The organism is Anabaena sp. FACHB-83 (assembly GCF_014697485.1).
Lineage (GTDB): Bacteria > Cyanobacteriota > Cyanobacteriia > Cyanobacteriales > Nostocaceae > Nostoc_B.
The window spans coordinates 20240-42803 of sequence record NZ_JACJRY010000026.1 but is presented as its reverse complement, the minus strand read 5'-3'; the positions used below and the strand labels follow the sequence as shown (position 1 = coordinate 42803).

The window sequence follows — 22564 nt, the reverse complement described above, 5'->3', positions numbered from 1 at the left end:
ATATTCTATAAATTAATGATGGCGAATCTTGGCAATAACCTATCACCTATATAACTTTCGCCGCGATGGAGTTCGGCGTAAAGGTACAACTTCAGCTTCGTTACTTTCCCTGGCTACTCGAATTAACAATGCAGCAGCAACTAAACTAGCAATCATCGAATTACCACCGTAACTAAACATGGGTAAAGGTAAGCCTGTAGTTGGTAAAGCGCCTGTCGCAACGGCGATATGTAATAAAGATTGTCCAATCATCACAATAGTGACACCGATCGCCACTAAACGATTAACGGGATTTTTGGCTTTCATCGCCACAATTAATCCCAAAGTGGTAAACACTGCTAACATCAGCAGCAGGGCGATACCACCTGCAAAACCAAATTCTTCGGCGAAAACAGCAAAAATAAAGTCAGTATCTTGAATGGGTAAGAAAAATTGTTTTTGCTGCGAAAAGCCATAGCCAGCGCCCCAAGTTTGTCCAGAACCAACAGCGAGTAAACTTTGAACTAACTGATAGCCATCACCTGTTGCATCTGCCCAAGGATTGAGAAAAGACATTACCCGCTTGCGCTGATATTCTTTGATGCTAATACTGAGTACGGCTAATAATACTCCGCCTATTGCTGTGCCGGCTAAATATTTATAAGGTAGTCCAGCCGCTAAGGCAATTAGCCAAATTGTCATCCCGCAAAGTGCAGTTGTACTCAAGTTAGGTTGGGCAAGAATGCCCAAAAGTACCAACCCAAAAATTAACAACCAAGTCAAACGCACTCGCCCAGGTATTTGTTCCCATTGTCCAAAAAGTCTGGCACTTTGCAACACTAAAAAAGGTTTGATTAATTCTGATGGTTGGATAGGGATGGGGCCAATGGCTATCCAACGCGCTGCATCAAACGCTTTTTTACCTAACCCTGGGACAAGAGTCACGAAAATTAACAGTAAAAACAGTCCTAAAAACCAATGAGATACCCGCAAAATTTTGCGTAACGGCAGATTCACAATAAAATTGAAGATAACTAGGGAAACTATCACCCAGATAATCTGACGTTTGAAATAATATAATCCGTCACCTTGACGCGCGTCGGCAACTGGGTAAGATGCTGAATACAGCACAATTAACCCAAAAAATAACCAAATCAAGGTTAACCAACGCAACAGCCGCGCCTCTACAGCCCAGCTAGTAACGGAATTATCAAAAATGGGAATCAGTCGAGTTAGATTCACGATTCAGTACAGGTAATGCTTAAAAGTTAAGGTATAAACTCATAACTTATAACTTATAACTCTTCTATAACGACTGGTAAAGTAAATTCAATTAAATGCTTAATGTAGATATTTAAAAGAAATCGATCATTATCATGAACTGCTATGGTCAGCAGGGCTGTTATTTTGCCAGTCTAGTCGGTTAAGACGATAAATAAAGCACTCATCCTCACCGAATCTTCGGTGTTCAACAAATTGGAAGCCAAAACGTTCATAAAAGCGGTGGGCGCGGGTATTGTTGGCAAGTGGATCAATAATTACAGCTGCTACCGATGGCTCGGCAAAACATCGAGCCAGGGCTAACTGCATCATTTTTGTTCCATAGCCTTTGCCTAAATCTGACTCTTCCCCAATCCAGATATCGATAGCCCGCAGATTTTCTGCAACATCTCCCCAATAATGGCTTTCCTCACGAGCCGGATCGATGATCTGGATAAATCCAATGGGACGACCATCGATTTCAGCAATCAATTGCTCTCTCCAATCAGGGGTTTTTTCCAGTTCTACTACCCAGTTCCAGTCATCGTTAGGATCTGAAGCCATCACATGAGGCTGTTCATCCCAATTTCGTAGCAGATCCAAATCAGCAGAGGTGGCAAAGCGTAGGTTAATCACAACTTCCTTGAACTTCAAACTTGTTGTAACTTTGACTATTTTCGCTGGATCAACCGGCGATCGCAGGTGTAGCAGTGATCCACACATGGCCATTGTTTATGGCTTGGCTAAAACTCTATCCTAAGCTTCTGCAAGATTGCTACCACAAGGTTAGTTTCAAGGAGAATTTCAAGCGGAGATGTAGTGTAGTGCTTGGACAGCACCGTTAATATAACTTGGCATAGACAAATTTCTTGTCACCTCTATTCTGTCTAAAAGTGTGCTGACGGTTGTAATGGCCTGTTGTATATTTTGTACCCTGTAAACTTGATTAGCTCTTTTGGCTTGGCGATCGTACAATCTTTTCAAGGCAAATGCTACCAAAGGTACACCCACAGCCGCACATTCGTAAACTGTGTTATATCCTGCGCCACCAACAACAATATCAGCAGCCGCTAGACATTCAATTCCTGGATGGTGTGATATCCATAAAGTTTCGGGAATATCTGCGGGACAATTAGCGGCTAAAATTCTCACCGCACAATGGGGGAAACTTTGCTGTAAGCGCAGGGTGAGTTGGGCAAAGAAAGACAATTCTGAAGCGTTCCCGGCTGCACAAACTAAAATCGTTTTGATATCTGGGTTAACTTTGAAAATATGCGATCGCACACTCATTCTATCCGGTAATTCTTCACAATTGCGAATTAACCAAGGGGCTGTATGCTGCACATTTGGTAAGTCAGCCAAGGGTAAATCTTGCCCTTCGCCGGGAACAATCACTGTATTGTAGTTATGGGCGACAAAAGATCGCAAATTTTTGGCGGTTACATATTCTGGGTTGATATCTCGATGAATTAAAATGCGTGGTATGGCTTGCAACTGCGGTAAGATGTCTGCGAGTTCACCGCCTAAGCCTCTAGGAAAAGTGTCTATAATTAGGCGATCGCATTGAGTATTCAAGATGATTTCTCGTACTTGCTGACAAGTTGCAGAAAAACCAGCCTGTTCAGAAATATAGTTTACTATGCAATTTTCATGATTAATTTTTAAGGCGTAGGGGCTGTTAGTAATAATCGTAACTTTTCTATCTTTAGCGGCAATTCTCCCCAAAGCCAAAGCCCGATTTAAATGTCCCCAACCACCCCCAAGGGCGTAAATTAACCAAGTGTTTGTCAATTGTTATTTGTCATTTTTTATTAACTAATAATTCCCCACTCCCTACTCCCTACTCCCCACTCCCCACCCCCTTCACATTCAACTTGCTCCCATATTGGTTTCAAAATCACTATCTCTTTCTGCTTCAAAACTGACAGCATCAGCTTCGGTAAAGTCTACATTACCTGTTTCGTGGTTGTATGAATAGTTATCGCGGTCATGATAGTAACTACTACCCCAATAACGGTAACTACCATATTCGGGATAATAGGCATAATCATCATCATAAGATGTATTACAGTCAGGGCAGTTGGTTCTATCGGTGCGTCCACAACGGCGTTTAAATAAAAAGCCTACCATGCGATCGCACTCTCCTAGATTGGCAAAGTTGACGACAATTTCACAACTGCCAATTTGAATGCGATCGCCATTTTGCAAGATACCATTAGTTAACTGAGTATCATTAATTTTGATAGAATTATTTGTATTTTGGTTAATAATTATCAACTCTTGATTTTGCCAGTCAATCAAAGCATGGTAATCTGCAATTAAGTCATCCTCGATAACTATTCGAGAAACTCTTTGTTCATAAATTTGCTGTGGCATGGCATTAAATTGTTTACCAATAGCCACTGGAGTTTCTAAGACTGGTTCTCTGCGATCGCCTGTATTTGGATCTATCCAAGTTAGCTGTATTTGCAAAGTCTATTGTCCTCCTGTTAAATTGACTGCATAAGCTAAGGCTGCTTGCTGTTCGCGGTTGAGAACATCGAACCCAAAACAAGCAAATGCAATTGGTGAAATGCTTGATTTGGTATAAAACACGGTTTTACCTGATGGATTTCTTAAAGCCGTCTTACCTTCTTTAATTCTAATTTGATAAACTAGCTGTTTATTAGGTTTTAAAATTTCGATACCTTGATCATTTGATTTAATCTGATAAACTAATTTTTTCCCTCCATCTTCTAAGCCATAATCACCATTACTCTGTTTTTTCAAACTATATAAATCTTGGTTTTGACTAGAATTTTCTAACTTCCAAGACCCTTTTTCCGTAACTACATAACCCAAAGTTTTATCCGCAGGATTTTTAAATTTTAATTTACCAGATTTTTCTGATTTAATTCTAGCTATTTCTTGCTCTTTTCCATCAACTAATTTAGCGCCATCTGCTTGCGGCTTAAGTTCAAATAAATCTGTCCCAGTTTCGGTTTTAATTTTAATTTTATCAGTCCGCGTGGCTACATTAGTTGTATTTTCAGCCACAGGAGGACTATTTACTTGATTTGGCTGTTCTACAGTCTTGTTACTTGCATTGCTACAGCCTAAAATAGCGGTAATCAAAAAAACTAAAGTTGCAATTTTTAAAACTCTATTCTTCATAGATTTAGTTTAGCTTTCTTCATTGTTGTCCGTAAAATTAACTCGTTCATAAATATCACTCAATGCAATTTCAACATTAAGTGTTTGAATCGATAAAGTTGCTGATTGAGTTTCAGTCTCAGTAAATAACCATTGACATTCAGCAGTTTTAACATACTGCATAACATGATAGTTATACTGGTCAATTAAAATATATTCCTTAAACTCAGGAATTGAGCGATAATAAGTAAATTTATCACCTTGGTCATAGTTTTTAGGTGATTTTGATAAAACTTCGGTAATTAAACAAGGGTTCATCACAGTAGTCGTATTTGTTCCTGTATACACAGGTTCTCCAGCAATTACCATCACATTTGGATAAGTATACTGGCGATATCGAGGAACCCATAAGCGGACATCACTGATATATATTTCATAATCTTGAGCCTTCAATATCATTTTTAGAAATACAGCTAAATTCAAAGCGATTTTATTATGATTAGTAGTACCACCAGTCATGGGAATAATTTCTCCATCACGATATTCATTCCTAAATTCTGCTTTCTCTTCCAGTTCTAAATATTCTTCAGGTGTGTAATGGTGTGGTTTGATTTCTAACTGCATATTTCACCTGCTTTTAAGTTTGTTTAATCATTATCAGTCTATTGTAGTATCTTGATCACTATAGTATTTCTATTTGATATGTGAACAACAGAGACAAGGGAGACAAGGATGACAGGGTAGACAAGGGAGAAAGAGGTTTATAAATTATTTTAGGATTGCTATAGATACTACTACTAACAGTTTGTATTATTGCGTTTTTCATTCCAATAAAGTACATTCATCTAGTCTCTAGTCCATATAAACTTGTACTGTACTCAACTGAAAAATGCTGTATTTATTTAGACAAAGCTTTTGCTAGATTCAGCACTTGATAAAGGCTTAAAAACATCGCTGTAACTGTTTGATATATTTCCTCTTGATTGTCAGCGACATTAGGGGCTATTCTAACTGCAAGCTGCATAGATTTATCTGTTAATCTTAAGTTTCGCAGATTAGATAATTTTGGTAATTTTAATGCTCCATCAATTTCGTCTTTTAAAACTTTGATTGCACCATAGCGACGCTGAGGATAGACCATATTTAAGTGAATATCTAATCCTCCAGATTTAATTTTTGATTTATATTTATTTTTACCACTGCTACCACGTTTCCAGCCGTATTGCTTTTTAGATAAAGAAGTTGCAGATAATTCAAAGCGAGTCTTGTCTAAAAACTGTCCTTGAATTTTCATCCATTCATGTTGATAATTATCTATTTTCCAATCAGTTTTACTAGGGTGGGGTGTGGTACTGATTTTATGCTCGTTTTTTTCAGTTATTTTAAAAGATAGATGCAAATCAATAGTTGCATTTGTATCCATATCTCTCGCTAACATTTGTAAGATTTTTTGTGTAGATTGGTAACGATAATTAATCACGTTGATTCTACCGAACTTTGACCGCTTGACTAATGCCAAAATAAAAGCGATCGCCAGCCCAAAAATTGCTAAAGTTAATAAGAGGATCAGCACACCTAATAATTGAGCATCAGGTATAATAATAGAGCCAACAATTATTAAAATAACTGCAATTAATATTCCCCAAAAGTAATTTAATGCCTTTTTGCCATATTCTTTTTGTTTCAGTTCGGCAAGGTGATCAATCTCTGCTATCTCTTGCAAATCAGCTATTACTTGCTTAATTGATGCTTGCGCTGTATAAGTCAAGTTTTGCCGGAATTGTTTTACATCAATAGGCATATTATTTACAACTAAATCAGCTTTAATAGAATTTATTTGATTTTTGTTAAAAAAAGTAATTTTTCAATCTATTTCAATATTTTGAAATATTTTTTAATAAATTATACTTTGCTTTTACCTTGATTATACTCAATTATCAAAATAGAGCAATTGTATCTGATATTTGCAGTATGTGTAAGGTTGGTATTCACGACTATATTCTATAGCAATCCTATTTGAGTTGTGAAAAAGTATTCTTTTTAACGAACCGCAAAGGGCGCATAGACGCGATAGCGGCTTCCCGAAGGGTAGGACACAAAGAAAGAGAAAGAGGAAAAGAAAGAGAATTTCACAAATGATTGAGGATTACTATAGGTTAATTGAAAGTTTAGCTAAAAATGCCTACCTGCCATCTATATATTTATGAAGCAATCAAAAATAGCTTATATTTCATTTGATACTGTACCCGCACCAAAAGGAGCAGCAATTCATATTACAGCATTTGCTCAAGCTTTGGGAACTGCTTTTGATGGCATCCAGTTAGTAACAGTTTCACCAACCAGAGAATGTATAGATAGTCAAGAGATTTATCCACAAGTTACACACACAGCTTTAGCTGCTTGCGGCGATAATTTGATTCAGCGAATTTTGAATTTTCGTCATTTATTGAAATTATGGTTGCAAGACAAGCAATTTCAAGTTATACATATTCGTTCAATTTATGAAGGCTTTGTAATTGCACAAAATAAACAGAAATATTGTCAAAAATTAATTTTTGAAGTGAATGGACTACCTTCCATAGAGCTAAAATATCGCTACCCAAACGTTGTGGATGATCAAGAGCTTTTACATAAGTTATATACTCAAGAGCAAATTTGTCTAGCAGCAGCAGATTTAATTATCACACCCAGTAGTATTACCTCAGAATATTTACAAAGTCGAGGTATATCAGATAATAAAATTCGAGTAATTCCTAATGGGGTAGATTTGGATGTATTTACCTACTCTGGAAAAAACCAAAATTTAAACAATCAATCTATCAATCTCATATATTTTGGTACTTTGTCACCGTGGCAAGGTGTAAATTTAGCAATTGAAGCTTTAGCTTTAATCAACCGCGAGATTCCTGCTGATTTAACAGTAATTGGACAAGCCAGATATGACCAAATTAAAACTTTAAAACAACTGGCTGTGAAATTAGAAGTTGCTGAACAGGTTAAAATACTAGAACCAATATCACAGCAAGAATTAGTTCAATATATTCATCATGCTGATGTGATTTTGGCACCTTTAACACCAAACGATCGCAACTTAATTCAAGGCTGCTGTCCACTGAAGATTTTAGAAGGAATGGCGACAGGTACACCTGTAATTGCTAGTGATTTACCAGTAGTGCGAGAACTTGGAGAAGATGGCGTACATTTTTTGTTAGTTAAACCCAGTTCCGCCAAAGCTATAAAAGATGCAGTCTTGCGCTTACAAAATGAACCAGAATTAGCAACTTATCTCGCTGCTAATGCTAGAGGGCGAATAGAACAGCATTATACTTGGCAACTGGCAGGTGAGGCTTTAATTGCAGCTTATACCGAGTTGGGGGTTGAGGAAGGGGAGAAGGGAGACAAGGTAGACAAGGGAGACAAGGGGGATAGGGTAGTTTGCTGATTTGATTTTGCATTTTGACTTTTGACTTGATTTCACCCTTAGTTTTTTAAAAGACGGTCGAGAACAATTTGCAGTCGCTGTTGTTCTTGAGGGATAGAATATTCTTTGAGGATGCGATCGCGTGCAGCTTGAGTAATTTGAGATTTGATGGTGCTGGGCATTGTCAAACATTCTAAAACAGCTTCACCTAATTTATGCAGTTGCGATCGCGGCAAAATAAAACCATCTTCACCATGTGTAATTACTTCAGTGATACCCCCCGCATCACTAGCAATACAGCAACAACCACAAGCCATTGCTTCTAAAAGTGCATTTGGCATTCCTTCCCACAGTGAAGGCTGGAGATACACATCACACAATTGTAAATGCGCCGCCACAGCTTGAATATCAGGTAAATGTCCCGTCATAATAATTCTTTGTGCATGTTCTGGGTATTGAGTTGCATAAACTTGCAGCACAGATTCCTGAGAAGCCCTTACTTCACCGATAATCAATAAACAAGCTGGACGCTGATTTCGTACTGTGGTTAAAGCATTTAATAAAAATTGCTGTCCTTTCTTCTCCCGCAATTCTCCACAAAACCCTAATACTACTTCTTCTGGCGCAATTCCTAAAGATTCCTTATTAATTTTCCCTACTGCCGACTCTACGGTATACACGCCATTTATCGTATCACTCTTGTTACCCCACCCTAACCCTCCCCTTTCCAAGGGGAGGGAACTAAGATTGCTTATTTCCCCCCTTGGAAAGGGGGGATTAAGGGGGGTAATTTGACTGGTTTGTACACCGCAGATTATCGACTGAGGCGCAAAAATTTCTGTATCTACGGCATTTTTTAACACCAACACATCATCCCTTCCACTCAATAGCTGAATTTTGCGCGACATATCAGCACTCACAGCCGTAATGACTTGAGTTTGTTGCAACGTCCATTGCAAACGGGCAAAATCACCAGGGGGAAACATTTCTTTATCAATATCATTACCACGGGCGCTAACAGTGCTGGGTATTCCTTGCATTCCCCCAAACCAAGTTGCTAAAAAACCGCTTGGAAATACATAATGCCCCCACACTGCATCATAATGCCAACAAGAATGCAACCATTCCAGCACATTTAAAGTATGGGGCATAGTCATATCCCAATTCCGGTATAGCCCAATACGATAAACACGGGATTTGCCATCTATACTTTCCGGTGGTAGAACTTCCCCCGGTTGTAGATAACGACTCCAGGTAACAACATCAACTGCTACACCCAACTGACAAAGCGTTCCCACCAACCTTGTCGCACTCCTAGCCAAACCCCCCACATCCGGGGAAAATCTTTCTGTAATTAACAGCAACCGCTTCATACAAACTTTATATATCTTTGCCTTGCAATAGCACAAATTTATGAATACACAAAAATATCAGGATATTTCTTTTATTTCTTGATTTTGTGGCATAAATTTATTGAGCCTGGGCGATAGATACTACAACACAGTCCTGAACACTAGGTATAACATTATGACTCGCACCACCCAGAGAGTAGATGATTTAGGCATCACGTTGCCTATCACTCAAGCCGCTTGTAAGATGGCTGAAAGATTTGCCCATCAACAACCAAACTCGACCAAAGCGGAACAAGTACGATTAAATACATTAGCCGTCTGGGTGGTGAATGAGTATTTGCAATTAATGGAAATTCCCACCAACCGCAACGTTGGCGATAGTTGGAACCCAATAATGCAGTTATGTAGTAACGTAGCTGACCTAGAAATTACCTCTGTTGGTCGTTTAGAATGTCGCCCAGTCAAATTAAATGAACAAACTTGTTTCATTCCGCCTGAAACTTGGGAGGACAGAGTAGGTTATGTAGTGGTGCAAGTAGATGAATCACTCCATGAAGCCCATATATTAGGGTTTATGCGGAGTGTGCATGATGAATTTTTACCATTGCATCAACTACAACCTCTAGAAGCATTAATTGACCGCATCGCCCAATTACAAGCTTCTCCAGCTAAAGCTTTAGTAAATTTAAGCCAATGGTTTATCGGTCAAGTGGATGCAGGCTGGCAAACAGTGGAAGCTTTAAGAGAATTGTTAGATTCTAGACCTAATTATGCTTTTCGTGGTAGTGTAACTACGGAAGAATCATCGGCTAACCAACAGTCACAAACTACTAAAAGAGCAAAACTCATTGATTTGGGTATTCAAATTGCTCATCAACCCTTAATGTTGATTGTCGAAATTAGCCCAGAAGAAAATAAAACCAGTATTCGTTTGCAACTGCACCCCACAACTAATCAAGTTTATTTGCCAGAAGGTGTAAAACTCACAGTATTAGATGAGTCAGGCGCAGTATTTTTAGAAGCCCAAGCTCGCAGCGCAGATAATTACATTCAATTGCAATTTCGGGGAGACATTCAAGAACAATTTAGCGTCGAAATTTCGTTAAATGATATGAGTGTGAGAGAACAATTTATGATTTGAAAAAACAAGCTAGAGGCTAGGGTCTAGATTTAAATTGTTACTCTGCAATTTGCGATAAAATTTAAAATTTTTTATTGGTCATGGCTAAGTTAGTGGTTTTGAAATTTGGAGACGTTAGTTTTAACCAAGGGTTTGCTGTGACGCTTCAGATTGGTGAAGAAAGCGATCGCCCAACCACAGAAATCACTGGTAGACTACCACCATGCCCAGAAATGCCGCTATACTACACCCGTTGGCAATCAAGTTATCGTCAAATTGGTAATACCTTTCGCTTAGATGCTGAGAAAATTCAAGTCACAAATGTTTCTATTACCCAAAGTTGTCAAGATTTAGCCCATGTTTTACAGGCACGTTTTAATACTTGGTTGCGTTCCGAAGAATTTCGCCCACTGCGGGAGAAATGGCTAGAAAAACTCATGCCTACTGATGAGGTGCGGGTAATTTTACAAACAGATAACAGTCAATTGCAGAGATTACCTTGGCATCTGTGGGAATTACTAGAACGTTATCCCAAAGCAGAAATAGCGATCGCCTCACCAACCTACGACAGCATCCCCCAACTCCGCACGCAAAACCAAAAAGTTAAAATTTTAGCCATTGTTGGCAACAGTCAAGGCATTGACACCCAAGCAGATTTAGCCATTTTACAACAATGTCAAAATGCCGATATCACCTTTTTAGTAGAACCACAGCGTCAAGAATTAAACGATTTTCTCTGGCGGCAAAATTGGGATATTTTATTCTTTGCGGGACACACTTCTAGTCAGGGAGATGATGTCACCGGACGAATTTATTTAAACAAAACCGATAGTTTGACTATTCACGAGTTAAGATACGCCCTCAAACAAGCCATTGAACGCGGCTTACATTTAGCAATTTTTAACTCCTGTGATGGTTTGGGACTAGCGCGAGAATTAGCTGATCTGCATATTCCCCAAATGGTGATTATGCGCGAACCTGTCCCCGACCAAGTAGCCCAAGAATTTTTGAAATATTTTTTAACAAGTTTTGCCGGGGGCGAATCTTTATATCAAGCAGTCCGCCAAGCCAGGGAACGTTTGCAAGGCTTAGAAGATAGATTTCCCTGTGCCACATGGCTACCAGTAATTTGTCAAAATCCTGCCCAAATCCCCCTAACTTGGCGACAAATCACACCCCCAATCAAAAGTAAATCTCAATACCCCAAATTGCACTGGAAATTAGGCATAGCCTCTAGTGTCATTATGACATTAGCAATTTTGGGGCTGCGGTTTTTCGGAGTTTTCCAAAGTGCAGAACTCCAAGCTTACGATCAAATGATGCGATCGCGCCCCGATGAAGGGTCAGATCCGCGACTATTAATAGTGACCATTGACGATGCTGATTTAGTCAACCAACGCCGTAGCGGTCAGGTTTTGAAGGGAACTTCTTTATCTGATCAATCACTCAATGCCTTACTAATCAAATTACAAGAATACCAACCGCGAGCGATCGGCTTAGATATTTATCGTGATTTTCCCGCCGAACTCCCAGAACTAGCTCAAAGGTTGCAAAAAACTGATAATTTAATTGGTGTGTGTAAAGGTAGTGATTCAACTGTCATGACCAAAGGCATTGAACCACCACCAGAAATTCCCAAAAATCGGCAAGGATTCAGCGACTTTCTTCATGATCCTGATGGAGTGGTGCGTCGCCATTTGATGTTTTTTACCCCAGAAACAGCATCTCTGTGTTCTGCTGACTATGCGTTCAGCACACAATTGGCATTTCGTTATCTTTTACCCTTGGGAATTCAACCAAAATTTACCCCCCAAGGAAATTTACAGTTAGGTAATACCATTTTTCCCCGTTTATCATCTCGTAGTAGCGGCTATCAAGGCATTGATGCCAATAGCGGTCAAACCTTACTCAACTATCGCGCTACCAAGAAAATTGCTGAAACCGTCACACTCACCCAAATTTTATCGAGTCCGATGAACTCTAACGCCATCAAAGACCGAATTATTTTGATTGGGGTGACAGCTAAAGGTGATTTTCCTGACTATTGGGCAACACCATTCAACAGCAGATTAGACGCACAAATGCCCGGAGTTACTGTTCAAGCACACATGATTAGCCAAATTATTAGTGCCGTCTTAAATCAGCGACCATTGCTGACAGTGTGGCCTTTTGGATGGGAAATACTTTGGATTTGGGGCTGGTCTGTGGTTGGTGGCTTGCTAGTTTGGCGGTGGCGGCGACTACCCTTGTTGGCATTAGCCTTGGGTCTTACCTCTGGCATACTTTATTTACTGTGTCTTGGTTTATTAATCTGGGGTGTATGGGTGCCGTTTGTGCCTTCAGCTTGGTTGCTAGTAGGAACAACAACTACTATTGCCATCCAAAATTGCCCGTCAAAGTTTTGGCAAAAATTTAAAAAATGAACAATTAACCGCTTGAAACAGTAGTCTACAGAGATATACTCAACTGTCTCAGCCTCACACAACTGGAGTTTACAACTGATGAAACTACCACTCGGATTAACTCTAGGCTATGTAGGTGTTTTAGCCAGCCAAACCCTAGCACTAGCAGCAACACCAAAGCCAATGGCAACACCAATACCAATGGCTAGTCACAACATGAAAACTGTATCCCAAACAGTAAATTTTAATCCACCTAAACCACCAGCAGATCCACCACCAGGAGGTCGGGTATTAGGAGGTGCAAAACGCGGTTCTTGTCCCCAAGTCAAACAAGATTTGACGGCTTTAGTACCGTATACAAAAGAACCATCTTCAATTACCAATGTTTGGTCATTAACTACATCACCACACCCAACCTTTTGGTTTTATGTGCCGTATTCCCAAAAAGACAATCTTCCCTCTATGTTTGTCCTGCAAGAAGATCAGCCGCAATCAAAGGAATTGTATAACCAACCAATAGCACTGCCAAAAAATCCCGGAATCATTAGTGTGACTTTACCTGCTAATGCTCCCAAATTAGCTGTCAATCAACGATACCGTTGGTTTTTGACTTTTGCTTGTGAGACTAAAGAACCATCACCTCCTATTTTTGTGGAAGGAGTAGTGAAACGAGTTAACCTCAGTCAAACAACTATCAAGGAACTGCAAACAGCCACACTTTTAGAACAATTTGCCATCTATGCTCAAAATGGTATTTGGCATGAAGCCATCACAATACTAGCCACCCTCAGACAAGAAAATCCCCAAGATTCAGCCTTGAACACACAATGGCAAGATTTGTTAGCCAGCATCCGTTTAAACGATGTCGCCACAGAACCAATTTTGTCAGATAAGCATTAAATAAGGGTGTAAGGGTTTAGGGGTGTAAGGGTTTAGGGGTGTAAGGGTATAAGGGTGTAAAGGCTTAGGGTTTAGGGGTGTAAGGGTTTAGGGTTCTGAGTCATGTACACTGAGCGAAGTCGAAGTGTACATGACTCAGCATTCAGCACTTTCTACACTAGACAAGCCAAAAAATCTTGTTTGAGTTTGGCTTCATCTAAATTACGACCGATGAAAACCAACTCGTTTTTCCGGGTTTCGGTGGGTTTCCAAGGTCTATCGGGTCTGCCATCAAATATCATGTGTACGCCTTGAAATACAAAGCGATTGTCTTCCCCTGCAATATTTAAAATCCCCTTCATCCGAAAAATATCAGTACCTTGAGTTTGTAATAATTTACTCATCCAAGCGTGTAGTTTCTCGCCGTCGAGTGCGCCTGCTGCTACTAACGCCACAGAATAAACGCTTTCATCATGTTCGTGGGCATCTTCGCCTAAAAAATTCGGGTCAATTTCTAAGGCGCGATTCAAATCAAACGCTTGCACACCCAATAAGGAATCCATTGCTAATTCTGAGTTGCGGGTGCGATAGATTTTGGCGATCGCATTCATCCCCCGAATCCGCTTTTCTAATTCTTCTAACTCTTCTGCTGCAACTAAATCGGTTTTATTAAGTAAAATAACATCCGCAAACGCAATTTGTTCTTGAGCTTCATCAGCTTCCCAATGTTGCCAAATATGCTTGGCATCCACCACTGTCACCACTGCATCTAGAGACAGTTTCGCCTGCATGTCTTCATCAACAAAGAATGTCTGAATCACTGGAGCCGGATCAGCCAAACCAGTAGTTTCAATTACTAAATGGTCAAACTTATCACGTCGCTTCATCAAATTACCGATGATGCGAATTAAATCACCACGAACTGTACAACAAATACAGCCATTATTCATCTCAAATATTTCTTCATCGGCATCAATAACTAATTGATTATCAATGCCCACTTCCCCAAACTCATTCACAATCACAGCCACTTTTTTACCATGTTCATAAGTGAGAATGTGATTGAGTAAAGTTGTTTTGCCTGCGCCCAAATAGCCAGTCAAAACAGTTACGGGAACTGTATCTGTTATTACATCAGCCACCATATCATCAAAACCTCTGCTCTCGCTTGCATGATAATCTCACCCATAATAAGCGGTTTTATATTTTTGTGGTGAACTACCTACACTACCGCAAGCGGTTAGTGTAAGCTTCCTGCCCAACAGAAAGCGTGACAGTGGATTTCTTGCGTCCTCCCTTGACACGACTTACATCTGGGCGACAGGCTTTATCCCCCGTTCCAGAGGTCAAAATTCGTAGTCCCTCATCTCTGAGGTTAATGCTTGCGTTGATATCCCTGTCATGCTTCTCATAGCAGTTTTCGCAAGTCCAGAATCTTACATCTAGCGGTAAACTACCGACTTGGTTTAAGCACACATGGCAGGTTTTTGAACTAGGAAAAAATCTATCAACTTCCTGATATATTTTCCCCGACATCTCCGCTTTATATTTAAGCATTGTGCAGAACATACCCCATCCAACTTGATGTATAGATTTGGCTAGTTTATGGTTTTGCATTATGCCTTTAACATTGAGATTTTCCAGCACTATAACTTGATTTTCGTTAACTATCCTACGCGATAGCTTGTGCAGAAAATCCTCACGGCAGTTAGTGATTTTTCTGTGAACTCTAGCAACTTTTTTTCTAGCTTTGATGCGGTTATTAGAACCCTTCTGTTTTCTAGATAATTGCTGCTGTTTAAGTTTTAAATTCTGTTCATGCTTGCTCAGTATTTTAGGATTATCAAACTTAGACCCATCGCTAGTAACTGCAAAGTGAGTCAGTCCCAGATCAATACCTATCGCTTTACCTTCTGTATTTGATAATGGTTTATCTTTACCATCGTCAGAAATAATTGCCGCAAAGTATTGATTAGAGCAGTTTTTAGATATGGTTACAGTCTTAACTTTACCCTCAATAGGTCTATGAATTATTGCTGATATATCTCCTATTTTTGGGAGGGTCACGCAATTATCAGAAACCTTGACGTTTTGAGGATATTGAATTGACTGTTTACCATGCTTTGATTTGAATCTTGGATATTTAGCTCGTTTTTCAAAAAAATTATTAAATGCTACCCCTAGGTTTAAACAGACTTGCTGCAAGCATTGTGAATAGGTCGATGTTAGCCATTCGTACTCTTTCTTTAACTGGGGAATTATCTTTTTAACTTCGTATCCAGATAACCCCTTACCTGTCTCTTTATATGTTTGGTTCATCAAATTCAAGCAATAATTCCAAAGCCAGCGACAACAGCCAAAAGCTTGCGCTAGTGACTGCTGCTGCTGGACATCTGGATATAACCTGACTTTAACGACTCTTAACATATCATTAGAGTAAACAAAATTTGCTATAAAAAGTGTAGCATAAGAATTGCTAGTAATCTCTGCAAAAACTAGCCAATCTTCTAGGTTTAGTCATGGAAATCTTATGGTAGATTCGCTCTGACTGCTTTAAGCATCTATCCCAAAGGAGGAGCCAATGACGAGTAGCGCATCAAATGGCAAGATTGCACTAATTACTGGCGCAAACAAAGGCCTAGGATTTGAAATGAGCCGCCAACTCGCCCAGCAAGGATTAACAGTTCTGATAGCAGGACGCAATCTCCAAGCCGCGCAAGCAGCAGCAACGACACTGAAAGATGAAGGATTCAAAGCTGAAGCGATCGCCCTCGATATTAATAGTAGTACTCAAATTCACACAGCCGTTCAAGAAATCGCCGACAGATTTGGCCAGCTTGACGTTCTGATTAACAATGCAGGAGTGATGCTGGATGGAGATTGGGGCATTAGTAACGCCAGTTCTGTTTCTCTAGATATCATTCGCAAGACTTTTGAGACTAACTTTTTTGCCTTAGTAGAAGTGACTCAAGCATTACTGCCATTGATTTTGAAGAGTAAAAGCGGACGGATTGTCAATATGGCCAGCATTGAAGGTTCACTCACCCTCCACGCTGATCCAAACTCGTTTATCTATGATGCTAAACCCTTTGCCTACAATGCTTCCAAAGCAGCCGTTAATTCCTTTACCGTTCACTTAGCCCATGAACTACGCAATACACCAGTCAAAGTCAACAGCGCCCATCCCGGCTGGGTAAAAACAGAATTGGGTGGAGAAGGCGCAATGATGGACATTGGCGAAGGTGCAAAAACAGGCGTGCAGTTAGCTACCCTACCTGATGATGGGCCAAGTGGCGGCTTTTTCCATCTGGGTGAGCCTGTACCTTGGTAGTAATGAAGGGTTCGTAGTTGCGATTTATCACTTAAATAAAGGGCTAAAGCCCAACTACAAACTTTAAAAATATAATTAGCCTGCCTTCGCAGGCTTCGTTTGTATAGCCCCAGACTTCAGTCTGTTCGCGTAGCGTGCGCCTTAGCGCAGGGGCTATATGTTGAAAGTGAATGCACACATCTTTGTGCTTCATTCCTGTAAGAAGAGAAAAATTCTATAGGGCTTTTTTGTAAGCTGCTTCCAACTTGGTATGATAGTTATTCTTTTTATAGCCAGGGCCATTGTAGCCCCTAGCAAAACCATCCCAATCTTTTCGCTTTAGCTCATCTAACAAATTATTATTCACAATAAAATTCATCATGTGTCTGGCTTGCCAGTACTCTCCAGCAAAGTTTTCTTCAATAAATTGCTGAATCGAAGCACAACCCGCAACAGGATAATTAAACCCCATCACTTGCCCCAATCCAAAAGATGCGCTTTTTAAAGCCTGAATTTCATCAAATGCCATTGCATCTAATAATCTGTCCCATTCACTAGAACCACCTTTATATTTACTTTTATCCCAACTAGGGTAAGACAAATCAGGACGACTTTTAGAGACAGGTTTAGGAGTTAATTTATAAAACCAATGCCCTTCAAACAAAATTTTTGGGCGTGCTGGCGATGGTTCTTTCAATAAAAATCCAGAACCATTAGATTCAACTTCCATCACAGCTTTCACTAAAGCGACTTCTAGCCCAAATTCATTACTTAAATCTTTATAATCTGATTCAGATAATGCTGTTTGAACATATCCTGAAGGAATAGTACAAATAGATTTTCTACCATCTGGATAAGTAATTAAGGGAAAGGCATATTTGATTCCTGTGTTTACTGGTTTCATAATTTTTCAATCCATTTGATTAAATCAACAACTTACAGCAGTTTTCATTGTTAAGAGGTACACAAAAATAGGCAGAGTGTCTCTATGCCCCTATCGAGGTGTACTTGACTCAACGGAGAAATGCTGGATAAAAAGTATCTTCTATGAATACTTTCATCTTAATTTGCCAGAAATATGCAGAAAATAGGTTAAAAATTCATGAAAACTGTTAATATTCATCAAGAGATAACGAACAGTTGACGTTTTTTAGTACTGATGCAATATTCCAGCAATATCTCAATGTCTCAATTTTTTGGGCGACCAATTCGGGAGCGTTTAGATTAGAGATAATGTTTCCACAGTCGTAATCATTGATTATCTATGACTCAAGCCATCCCCAATTTAGTCACCTTTGCGGAATTTATCGATCGCCTACGTGAAAATTCCGGGGTACGCTACGAATTACATAATGGAAGTATTGTTGAAATGGCACAACCAGTAGGAGACCATGAGGAAGTCAAGGGCTTTTTGACGATCAAGCTTAGTACTGCAATTGATAGATTAGCCCTTCCCTATCTTATTCCCAATCAAGTTATTGTCAGACCACTAGAAAAAGATTCTGGTTATTTTCCCGATGTTTTAGTGCTGAATCGTCCCAATCTGGCAAATGAACCATTATGGAAAAAAGAATCTGTGGTCAGTTTAGGTGCATCAATACCTTTGGTAATTGAGGTTGTGTCAACCAACTGGCGAGATGATTACTACTTAAAATACGCTGATTACGAAGAGATGGGTATCCCCGAATACTGGATTATAGATTACGCAGCATTGGGTGGACGTAATTTTATTGGGAATCCCAAACAACCAACCATCTCTGTTTGTAATTTAGTTGAGGGAGAATATCAGGTTAGTAAGTTCCGAGATGATGACCGAATTATCTCCCACACTTTCCCTGACTTGAATCTCACCCCAAACCAAATTTTTCAAGCAGGTTTGTAGATTTCACATAGCAGTCCTAGTTGATAGGTTCGCAACAAGGACAAGGGAGACAGGGGAGACAAGGGAGACAGGGGAGACAAGGGAGACAAGGTAGACAAGGGAGAGAGATGTTTATAAATCATTTAGGATTGCTATATCTGTAACCTTTCACCCTTAACCCATAACCTGTAACCTATAACCTGTAACCTGTCACCTCTCACCCACCATCCGTCGGATTTTGTGCCAAATTAAGCCAGCTACAATTAACCCTAAGCCGACTTGCCAGATAGCCGAGTCTACCCAAAAGGCGAGGAATAAACAAGATAACAAACCCAACCAGCCTACCCACACAGGATACAGTCTTTCAGATGGCAAAAGTTTGAGAGAAGCTAAGTTAGTAATTGCGTAGTAAATTAAAACACTAAAGGCGCTAAACGACCAAGTAGTTTTGACGTTACCCAACAAAACTAAAAGTGCGATCGCAATTCCCACGAAAATTACCGCCCAATATGGGGAATTTTGTTCGCGGTTGAGTCTGGCTAAAAATCTCGGTGCATCGGAACGGCGACCCATTGCCAACAACACACGGGATAAGCCTAAAATCAAGTTCAACAGCACACCTAACATTGCTGTCATTGCACCTATAGCTAACACCAAAGCGACACCAGAACCAGCCACATTCCGGGCCACTACTTCTAAAGGTGCGGCTTTGCTTTGCCCTACGGTATTACTTAAAAAATCTGCCCCTACAGCCCCAATTGCCACAGTAGCGACAACTATATATAACAGCATTGTCAGCAGCAAACAGATAATCATCGCTTTGGGTATTGTAACTCTGGGCGATCGCGCTTCTTCTCCCATTGTGGCAATACGTCCATAACCAGTATAAGCCACAAACATCAAGGCGCTGGCTTGCAGTACTGCCCCAGGAGAAGTCGTAAAAAAAGGTGTTAAATTTGTCATTCCTACCGTGACTGCACGAGGTAAACAAACCAACACAAATAAACCTAAAGACAGCAATGTCACCGAAACAATTACCGTATTAGCAGTATTAGACCGTCTAATCCCAGTTAATACAATTCCTGTGATCACTACTACCGCCAACATAGCCACAGGTACAAGCCAACTATTACTCCACCCGCAAATATTCAGAAAATAACCAGCAAAACCCAAAGCAGCCGTCGCCGCCGAAGCTGTTTTCGCTACTAAAAACATCCAACCTGCGGTAAAACCAAAAGCCGGAGTTAGATATTTGTAACCATATTCATAAGTACCACCACTAACTGCATGATTAGCAGCTAACTGGGCGCTACTCAAACCATTACAAGTAGCCACAATTGCCCCAATTACAACCGCCAGAATTACTGCTGGCCCGGCTATTCCGGCTGCAATTCCAATACTGACAAATACACCCGTTCCGACAATCGAACCCAATCCCATCAGGGTTGCACCAAAAACTCCTAACTCGCGTTTGAGTTGGGTTGGTGAATTGCTAACGGACATCTTTATGTATCTCCTGATTTAGAAAATTAGAGATGTTGGACTTATTGCTGAGGATATAGCAATCCCAAATGATTTACAAACATTTATCTCCTTTATCTACCTTCTCCCCCTTGTCTTGTCTCTTTAAAGTCTCTTATTCATATCTCAAATAGGAGGGCTATACCACTCTACAAAGATGGCAGAGATGCAGAATTTTGCTGCTTTGTCATTTGTAAAAATATATGATGTAAAAAATACATCAAAATCATGCTTTATTAGAATTGGTGTATTTAGCTAAATATCTTTGTCTTAATAGGCTGAAAAGCTTATAGAGAAGTATTTTTAGACTTTTTAATTTTTTTATACGAAAAAAGTAAAAATATTTTTTTGTATAGCTCAATACTTTTAAGCTGAGTATTTAGACATACAGTAATTGATACGAAAAACCTGAGTAATATTACTGGACAATTTCAATAATGTCTGATATTATGCGTCGTTCTTTGGGGATAGCATCAATAGTTATAGGGTTGAATGCGATCGCGGCAACAACTGTATCTGCCAATCCGACAATCCCAAGCAATGTAATTTCCGAGACAAGTATTGCAGACTCGGAAAATGAGATTCAAGGTCAAGTAACATCGGTCTCGCAACTGACAGATGTGCAACCTACAGATTGGGCATTCCAAGCATTGCAATCATTAGTTGAGCGTTATGGTTGTATTGCAGGCTACCCAAATAGCACCTATCGCGGTAATCGCGCCCTGACTCGTTATGAATTTGCCGCAGGTTTGAATGCTTGTTTGAATCGAGTTAATGAATTGATTGCCAGTAGTACAGCAGACTTAGTAACCAAAGAAGACTTAGCAACTTTACAAAAACTGCAAACAGATTTTGCTGATACTCTGGCAGAAGTCAGAGGCAGAGTTGATGCCTTAGAAAATCGCACAGCTATTTTAGAAAGTCAGCAATTTTCCACCACCACTAAATTCAACGGAGAAGTAATTTTTAGTGTGGGGGGTGTGTTTGGTGAAGATAGAGCCATAGACTCTGACCGTTGGCGGAGAATTGAAGGCGGAGCAAGTACTAGAGAAGCTGAATATGCAGCCTCTGGAGGTCGGCGATTGCAAAATAATACAATATTTAGCGATCGCATCCGCCTTAACTTAGTCACCAGCTTCACAGGTAAAGACCAACTATTAACCCGTTTAGAAGCGAATAACACCGTACTGTTTAACAATGCCATTACGGGTACAAACATGACCCGCCTTTCTTGGGATGGGGATACAAATAATGAATTTTTGATTGGGAAATTATATTATCGCTTTCCCGTTGGTAACAAACTCAACGTCATTGTTGATGCCATTGGTGGGGAATTTTACGACAACTTCAACAACTTTAACCCCTTACTAGCATCAATTCCCTTGGGTTCTATTTCTCGCGCCAGTCGTTTTTCTCCGATTTACCGCGCCAGTAACAGTGGTTCTGGGGTTAATTTTGGTACAGGCGTGAGTGTTAACTACAAACTCAGCGACCAGATTACTTTCTCTGGTGGTTATCTTGCCAGAAGAGCCAATGACCCAACAGAGGGAAGAGGTTTATTTGATGGTAGTTATGGCGCATTAGCCCAATTAGCATTTCAGCCGAACAAAGACCTAGCATTAGGATTTACCTACGCTCACGCTTACTTTAGTGGTGCTAATAATGATGTCGCAGTTTCTGGGTTGTATGGTGGTGCTTTTGCAGATCAACCCTTTGGCGCTGGCCCTGGAAATACAGCTACAAGTCCCCGTGGAATTGCCACCTCTGCCAATTACTACAGTTTCCAAACCAGCTATCGTGTCAACTCAAAATTTGTCTTGTCTGGTTGGGTGGGGTATACTCAAGCGATCGCCGAAACTACATTTTTACCAAACGTCAATCGTGGCGATAAAGCAGATATCTGGAATTGGGCAGTGACTTTCGCTTTCCCAGACTTGGGTAAAAAAGGTAACTTAGGTGGGATTATCTTTGGTCAACCGCCAAAAGTTACAGATAATGACTTTGGTGAAAATGTGCGAACTGCGACTAGCGCCCGTCGGGAAGACTCTGATACCTCCTACCGTTTAGAAGCATTGTATCGCCACCAAGTTAATGACAATATCTCCATTACACCAGGACTACTGGTAATCTTTAACCCCGAACATAACAGCAACAACGATACAATTTACACTGGTATCATTCGGACTACATTCCGATTTTAGTAGTCCGCCACACCAACTATCTCAACTCATAGATCCCCGACTTTTTCAAAAAGTCGGGGATCTGAACACCTGCAACCTGTCAAATTAAATTTCTCCTCGTTATGGGGAATCGAATATGTTCTCACA

General features: G+C 40.1%; 19 protein-coding genes. 7 read left to right on the top strand and 12 right to left on the bottom strand.

What is annotated here, in order from left to right; genetic code table 11:
• Window positions 1-42: 42 nt before the first annotated feature.
• The 7 genes from H6G79_RS24720 to H6G79_RS24690 form a co-directional block, all read right to left on the bottom strand.
• The gene (locus tag H6G79_RS24720) at window positions 43-1221 is read right to left on the bottom strand and encodes an FtsW/RodA/SpoVE family cell cycle protein (protein WP_190593391.1); all 1179 of its coding nucleotides are present in this window, start codon (window positions 1219-1221) and stop codon (window positions 43-45) included.
• A 132-nt stretch (window positions 1222-1353) separates the two neighbouring features.
• Complete coding sequence (locus H6G79_RS24715) at window positions 1354-1962, bottom strand: GNAT family N-acetyltransferase (protein ID WP_199334088.1); 609 nt, start codon at window positions 1960-1962, stop codon at window positions 1354-1356.
• 81 nt (window positions 1963-2043) lie between these two features.
• On the bottom strand, window positions 2044-3030 hold the full coding sequence (locus tag H6G79_RS24710) for a glycosyltransferase (RefSeq protein WP_190593390.1): 987 nt from the start codon (window positions 3028-3030) through the stop codon (window positions 2044-2046).
• Between the two features lie 78 nt (window positions 3031-3108).
• Window positions 3109-3711, bottom strand: coding sequence for an FHA domain-containing protein (locus tag H6G79_RS24705; protein WP_190593389.1), 603 nt, complete (start codon window positions 3709-3711; stop codon window positions 3109-3111).
• 3 nt (window positions 3712-3714) lie between these two features.
• The gene (locus H6G79_RS24700; protein WP_190593388.1) at window positions 3715-4392 is read right to left on the bottom strand and encodes a hypothetical protein; all 678 of its coding nucleotides are present in this window, start codon (window positions 4390-4392) and stop codon (window positions 3715-3717) included.
• A gap of 9 nt (window positions 4393-4401) precedes the next feature.
• Window positions 4402-4995 (bottom strand): Uma2 family endonuclease, encoded by a 594-nt coding sequence (locus tag H6G79_RS24695; protein WP_190593387.1) that lies wholly within the window; start codon window positions 4993-4995, stop codon window positions 4402-4404.
• Between the two features lie 274 nt (window positions 4996-5269).
• Window positions 5270-6172 (bottom strand): hypothetical protein, encoded by a 903-nt coding sequence (locus H6G79_RS24690; RefSeq protein WP_190593386.1) that lies wholly within the window; start codon window positions 6170-6172, stop codon window positions 5270-5272.
• 402 nt (window positions 6173-6574) lie between these two features.
• Between H6G79_RS24690 and H6G79_RS24685 the strand changes: the two genes are divergently transcribed.
• A complete protein-coding gene (locus H6G79_RS24685) occupies window positions 6575-7813 on the top strand; it encodes a glycosyltransferase family 4 protein (protein WP_190593385.1) in 1239 nt (412 codons plus the stop codon).
• Window positions 7814-7851: 38 nt separating this feature from the next.
• On the opposite strand, the gene H6G79_RS36940 is transcribed toward H6G79_RS24685, so the two are convergent.
• The gene (locus H6G79_RS36940) at window positions 7852-9165 is read right to left on the bottom strand and encodes a glycosyltransferase family 4 protein (RefSeq protein WP_242048537.1); all 1314 of its coding nucleotides are present in this window, start codon (window positions 9163-9165) and stop codon (window positions 7852-7854) included.
• A 154-nt stretch (window positions 9166-9319) separates the two neighbouring features.
• Here H6G79_RS36940 and H6G79_RS24670 point away from each other — a divergent pair, with 154 nt between their 5' ends.
• From H6G79_RS24670 to H6G79_RS24660, 3 genes are all read left to right on the top strand, one after another.
• On the top strand, window positions 9320-10285 hold the full coding sequence (locus tag H6G79_RS24670) for a DUF1822 family protein (RefSeq protein WP_190593384.1): 966 nt from the start codon (window positions 9320-9322) through the stop codon (window positions 10283-10285).
• A gap of 80 nt (window positions 10286-10365) precedes the next feature.
• On the top strand, window positions 10366-12687 hold the full coding sequence (locus H6G79_RS24665; RefSeq protein ID WP_191049373.1) for a CHASE2 domain-containing protein: 2322 nt from the start codon (window positions 10366-10368) through the stop codon (window positions 12685-12687).
• Window positions 12688-12765: 78 nt separating this feature from the next.
• On the top strand, window positions 12766-13566 hold the full coding sequence (locus tag H6G79_RS24660; protein WP_190594672.1) for a DUF928 domain-containing protein: 801 nt from the start codon (window positions 12766-12768) through the stop codon (window positions 13564-13566).
• A gap of 152 nt (window positions 13567-13718) precedes the next feature.
• Here the strand turns inward: H6G79_RS24660 and H6G79_RS24655 are convergent, their stop codons facing one another.
• Together H6G79_RS24655 and H6G79_RS24650 are read right to left on the bottom strand one after the other, a co-directional pair.
• Entirely contained in the window at window positions 13719-14690 is a 972-nt protein-coding gene (locus tag H6G79_RS24655; RefSeq protein WP_190594673.1) for a GTP-binding protein, read from the bottom strand.
• Between the two features lie 82 nt (window positions 14691-14772).
• A complete protein-coding gene (locus tag H6G79_RS24650) occupies window positions 14773-15972 on the bottom strand; it encodes an RNA-guided endonuclease TnpB family protein (protein WP_190594674.1) in 1200 nt (399 codons plus the stop codon).
• A 154-nt stretch (window positions 15973-16126) separates the two neighbouring features.
• On the opposite strand from H6G79_RS24650, the gene H6G79_RS24645 reads away from it, so the two are divergent.
• Window positions 16127-16876, top strand: coding sequence for an SDR family oxidoreductase (locus H6G79_RS24645; RefSeq protein ID WP_190594675.1), 750 nt, complete (start codon window positions 16127-16129; stop codon window positions 16874-16876).
• Window positions 16877-17090: 214 nt separating this feature from the next.
• Here the strand turns inward: H6G79_RS24645 and H6G79_RS24640 are convergent, their stop codons facing one another.
• Window positions 17091-17759, bottom strand: coding sequence for an N-acetylmuramidase family protein (locus H6G79_RS24640; RefSeq protein WP_190594676.1), 669 nt, complete (start codon window positions 17757-17759; stop codon window positions 17091-17093).
• Window positions 17760-18119: 360 nt separating this feature from the next.
• Here H6G79_RS24640 and H6G79_RS24635 point away from each other — a divergent pair, with 360 nt between their 5' ends.
• Window positions 18120-18737, top strand: coding sequence for a Uma2 family endonuclease (locus tag H6G79_RS24635; protein WP_190594677.1), 618 nt, complete (start codon window positions 18120-18122; stop codon window positions 18735-18737).
• A gap of 189 nt (window positions 18738-18926) precedes the next feature.
• Here H6G79_RS24635 and H6G79_RS24630 read toward each other — a convergent pair whose 3' ends face one another.
• Window positions 18927-20219, bottom strand: a complete 1293-nt coding sequence (locus H6G79_RS24630) for an APC family permease (protein ID WP_190594678.1) — start codon at window positions 20217-20219, stop codon at window positions 18927-18929.
• 455 nt (window positions 20220-20674) lie between these two features.
• On the opposite strand from H6G79_RS24630, the gene H6G79_RS24625 reads away from it, so the two are divergent.
• Window positions 20675-22438 (top strand): iron uptake porin, encoded by a 1764-nt coding sequence (locus H6G79_RS24625; RefSeq protein WP_190594679.1) that lies wholly within the window; start codon window positions 20675-20677, stop codon window positions 22436-22438.
• Window positions 22439-22564: the final 126 nt, after the last annotated feature.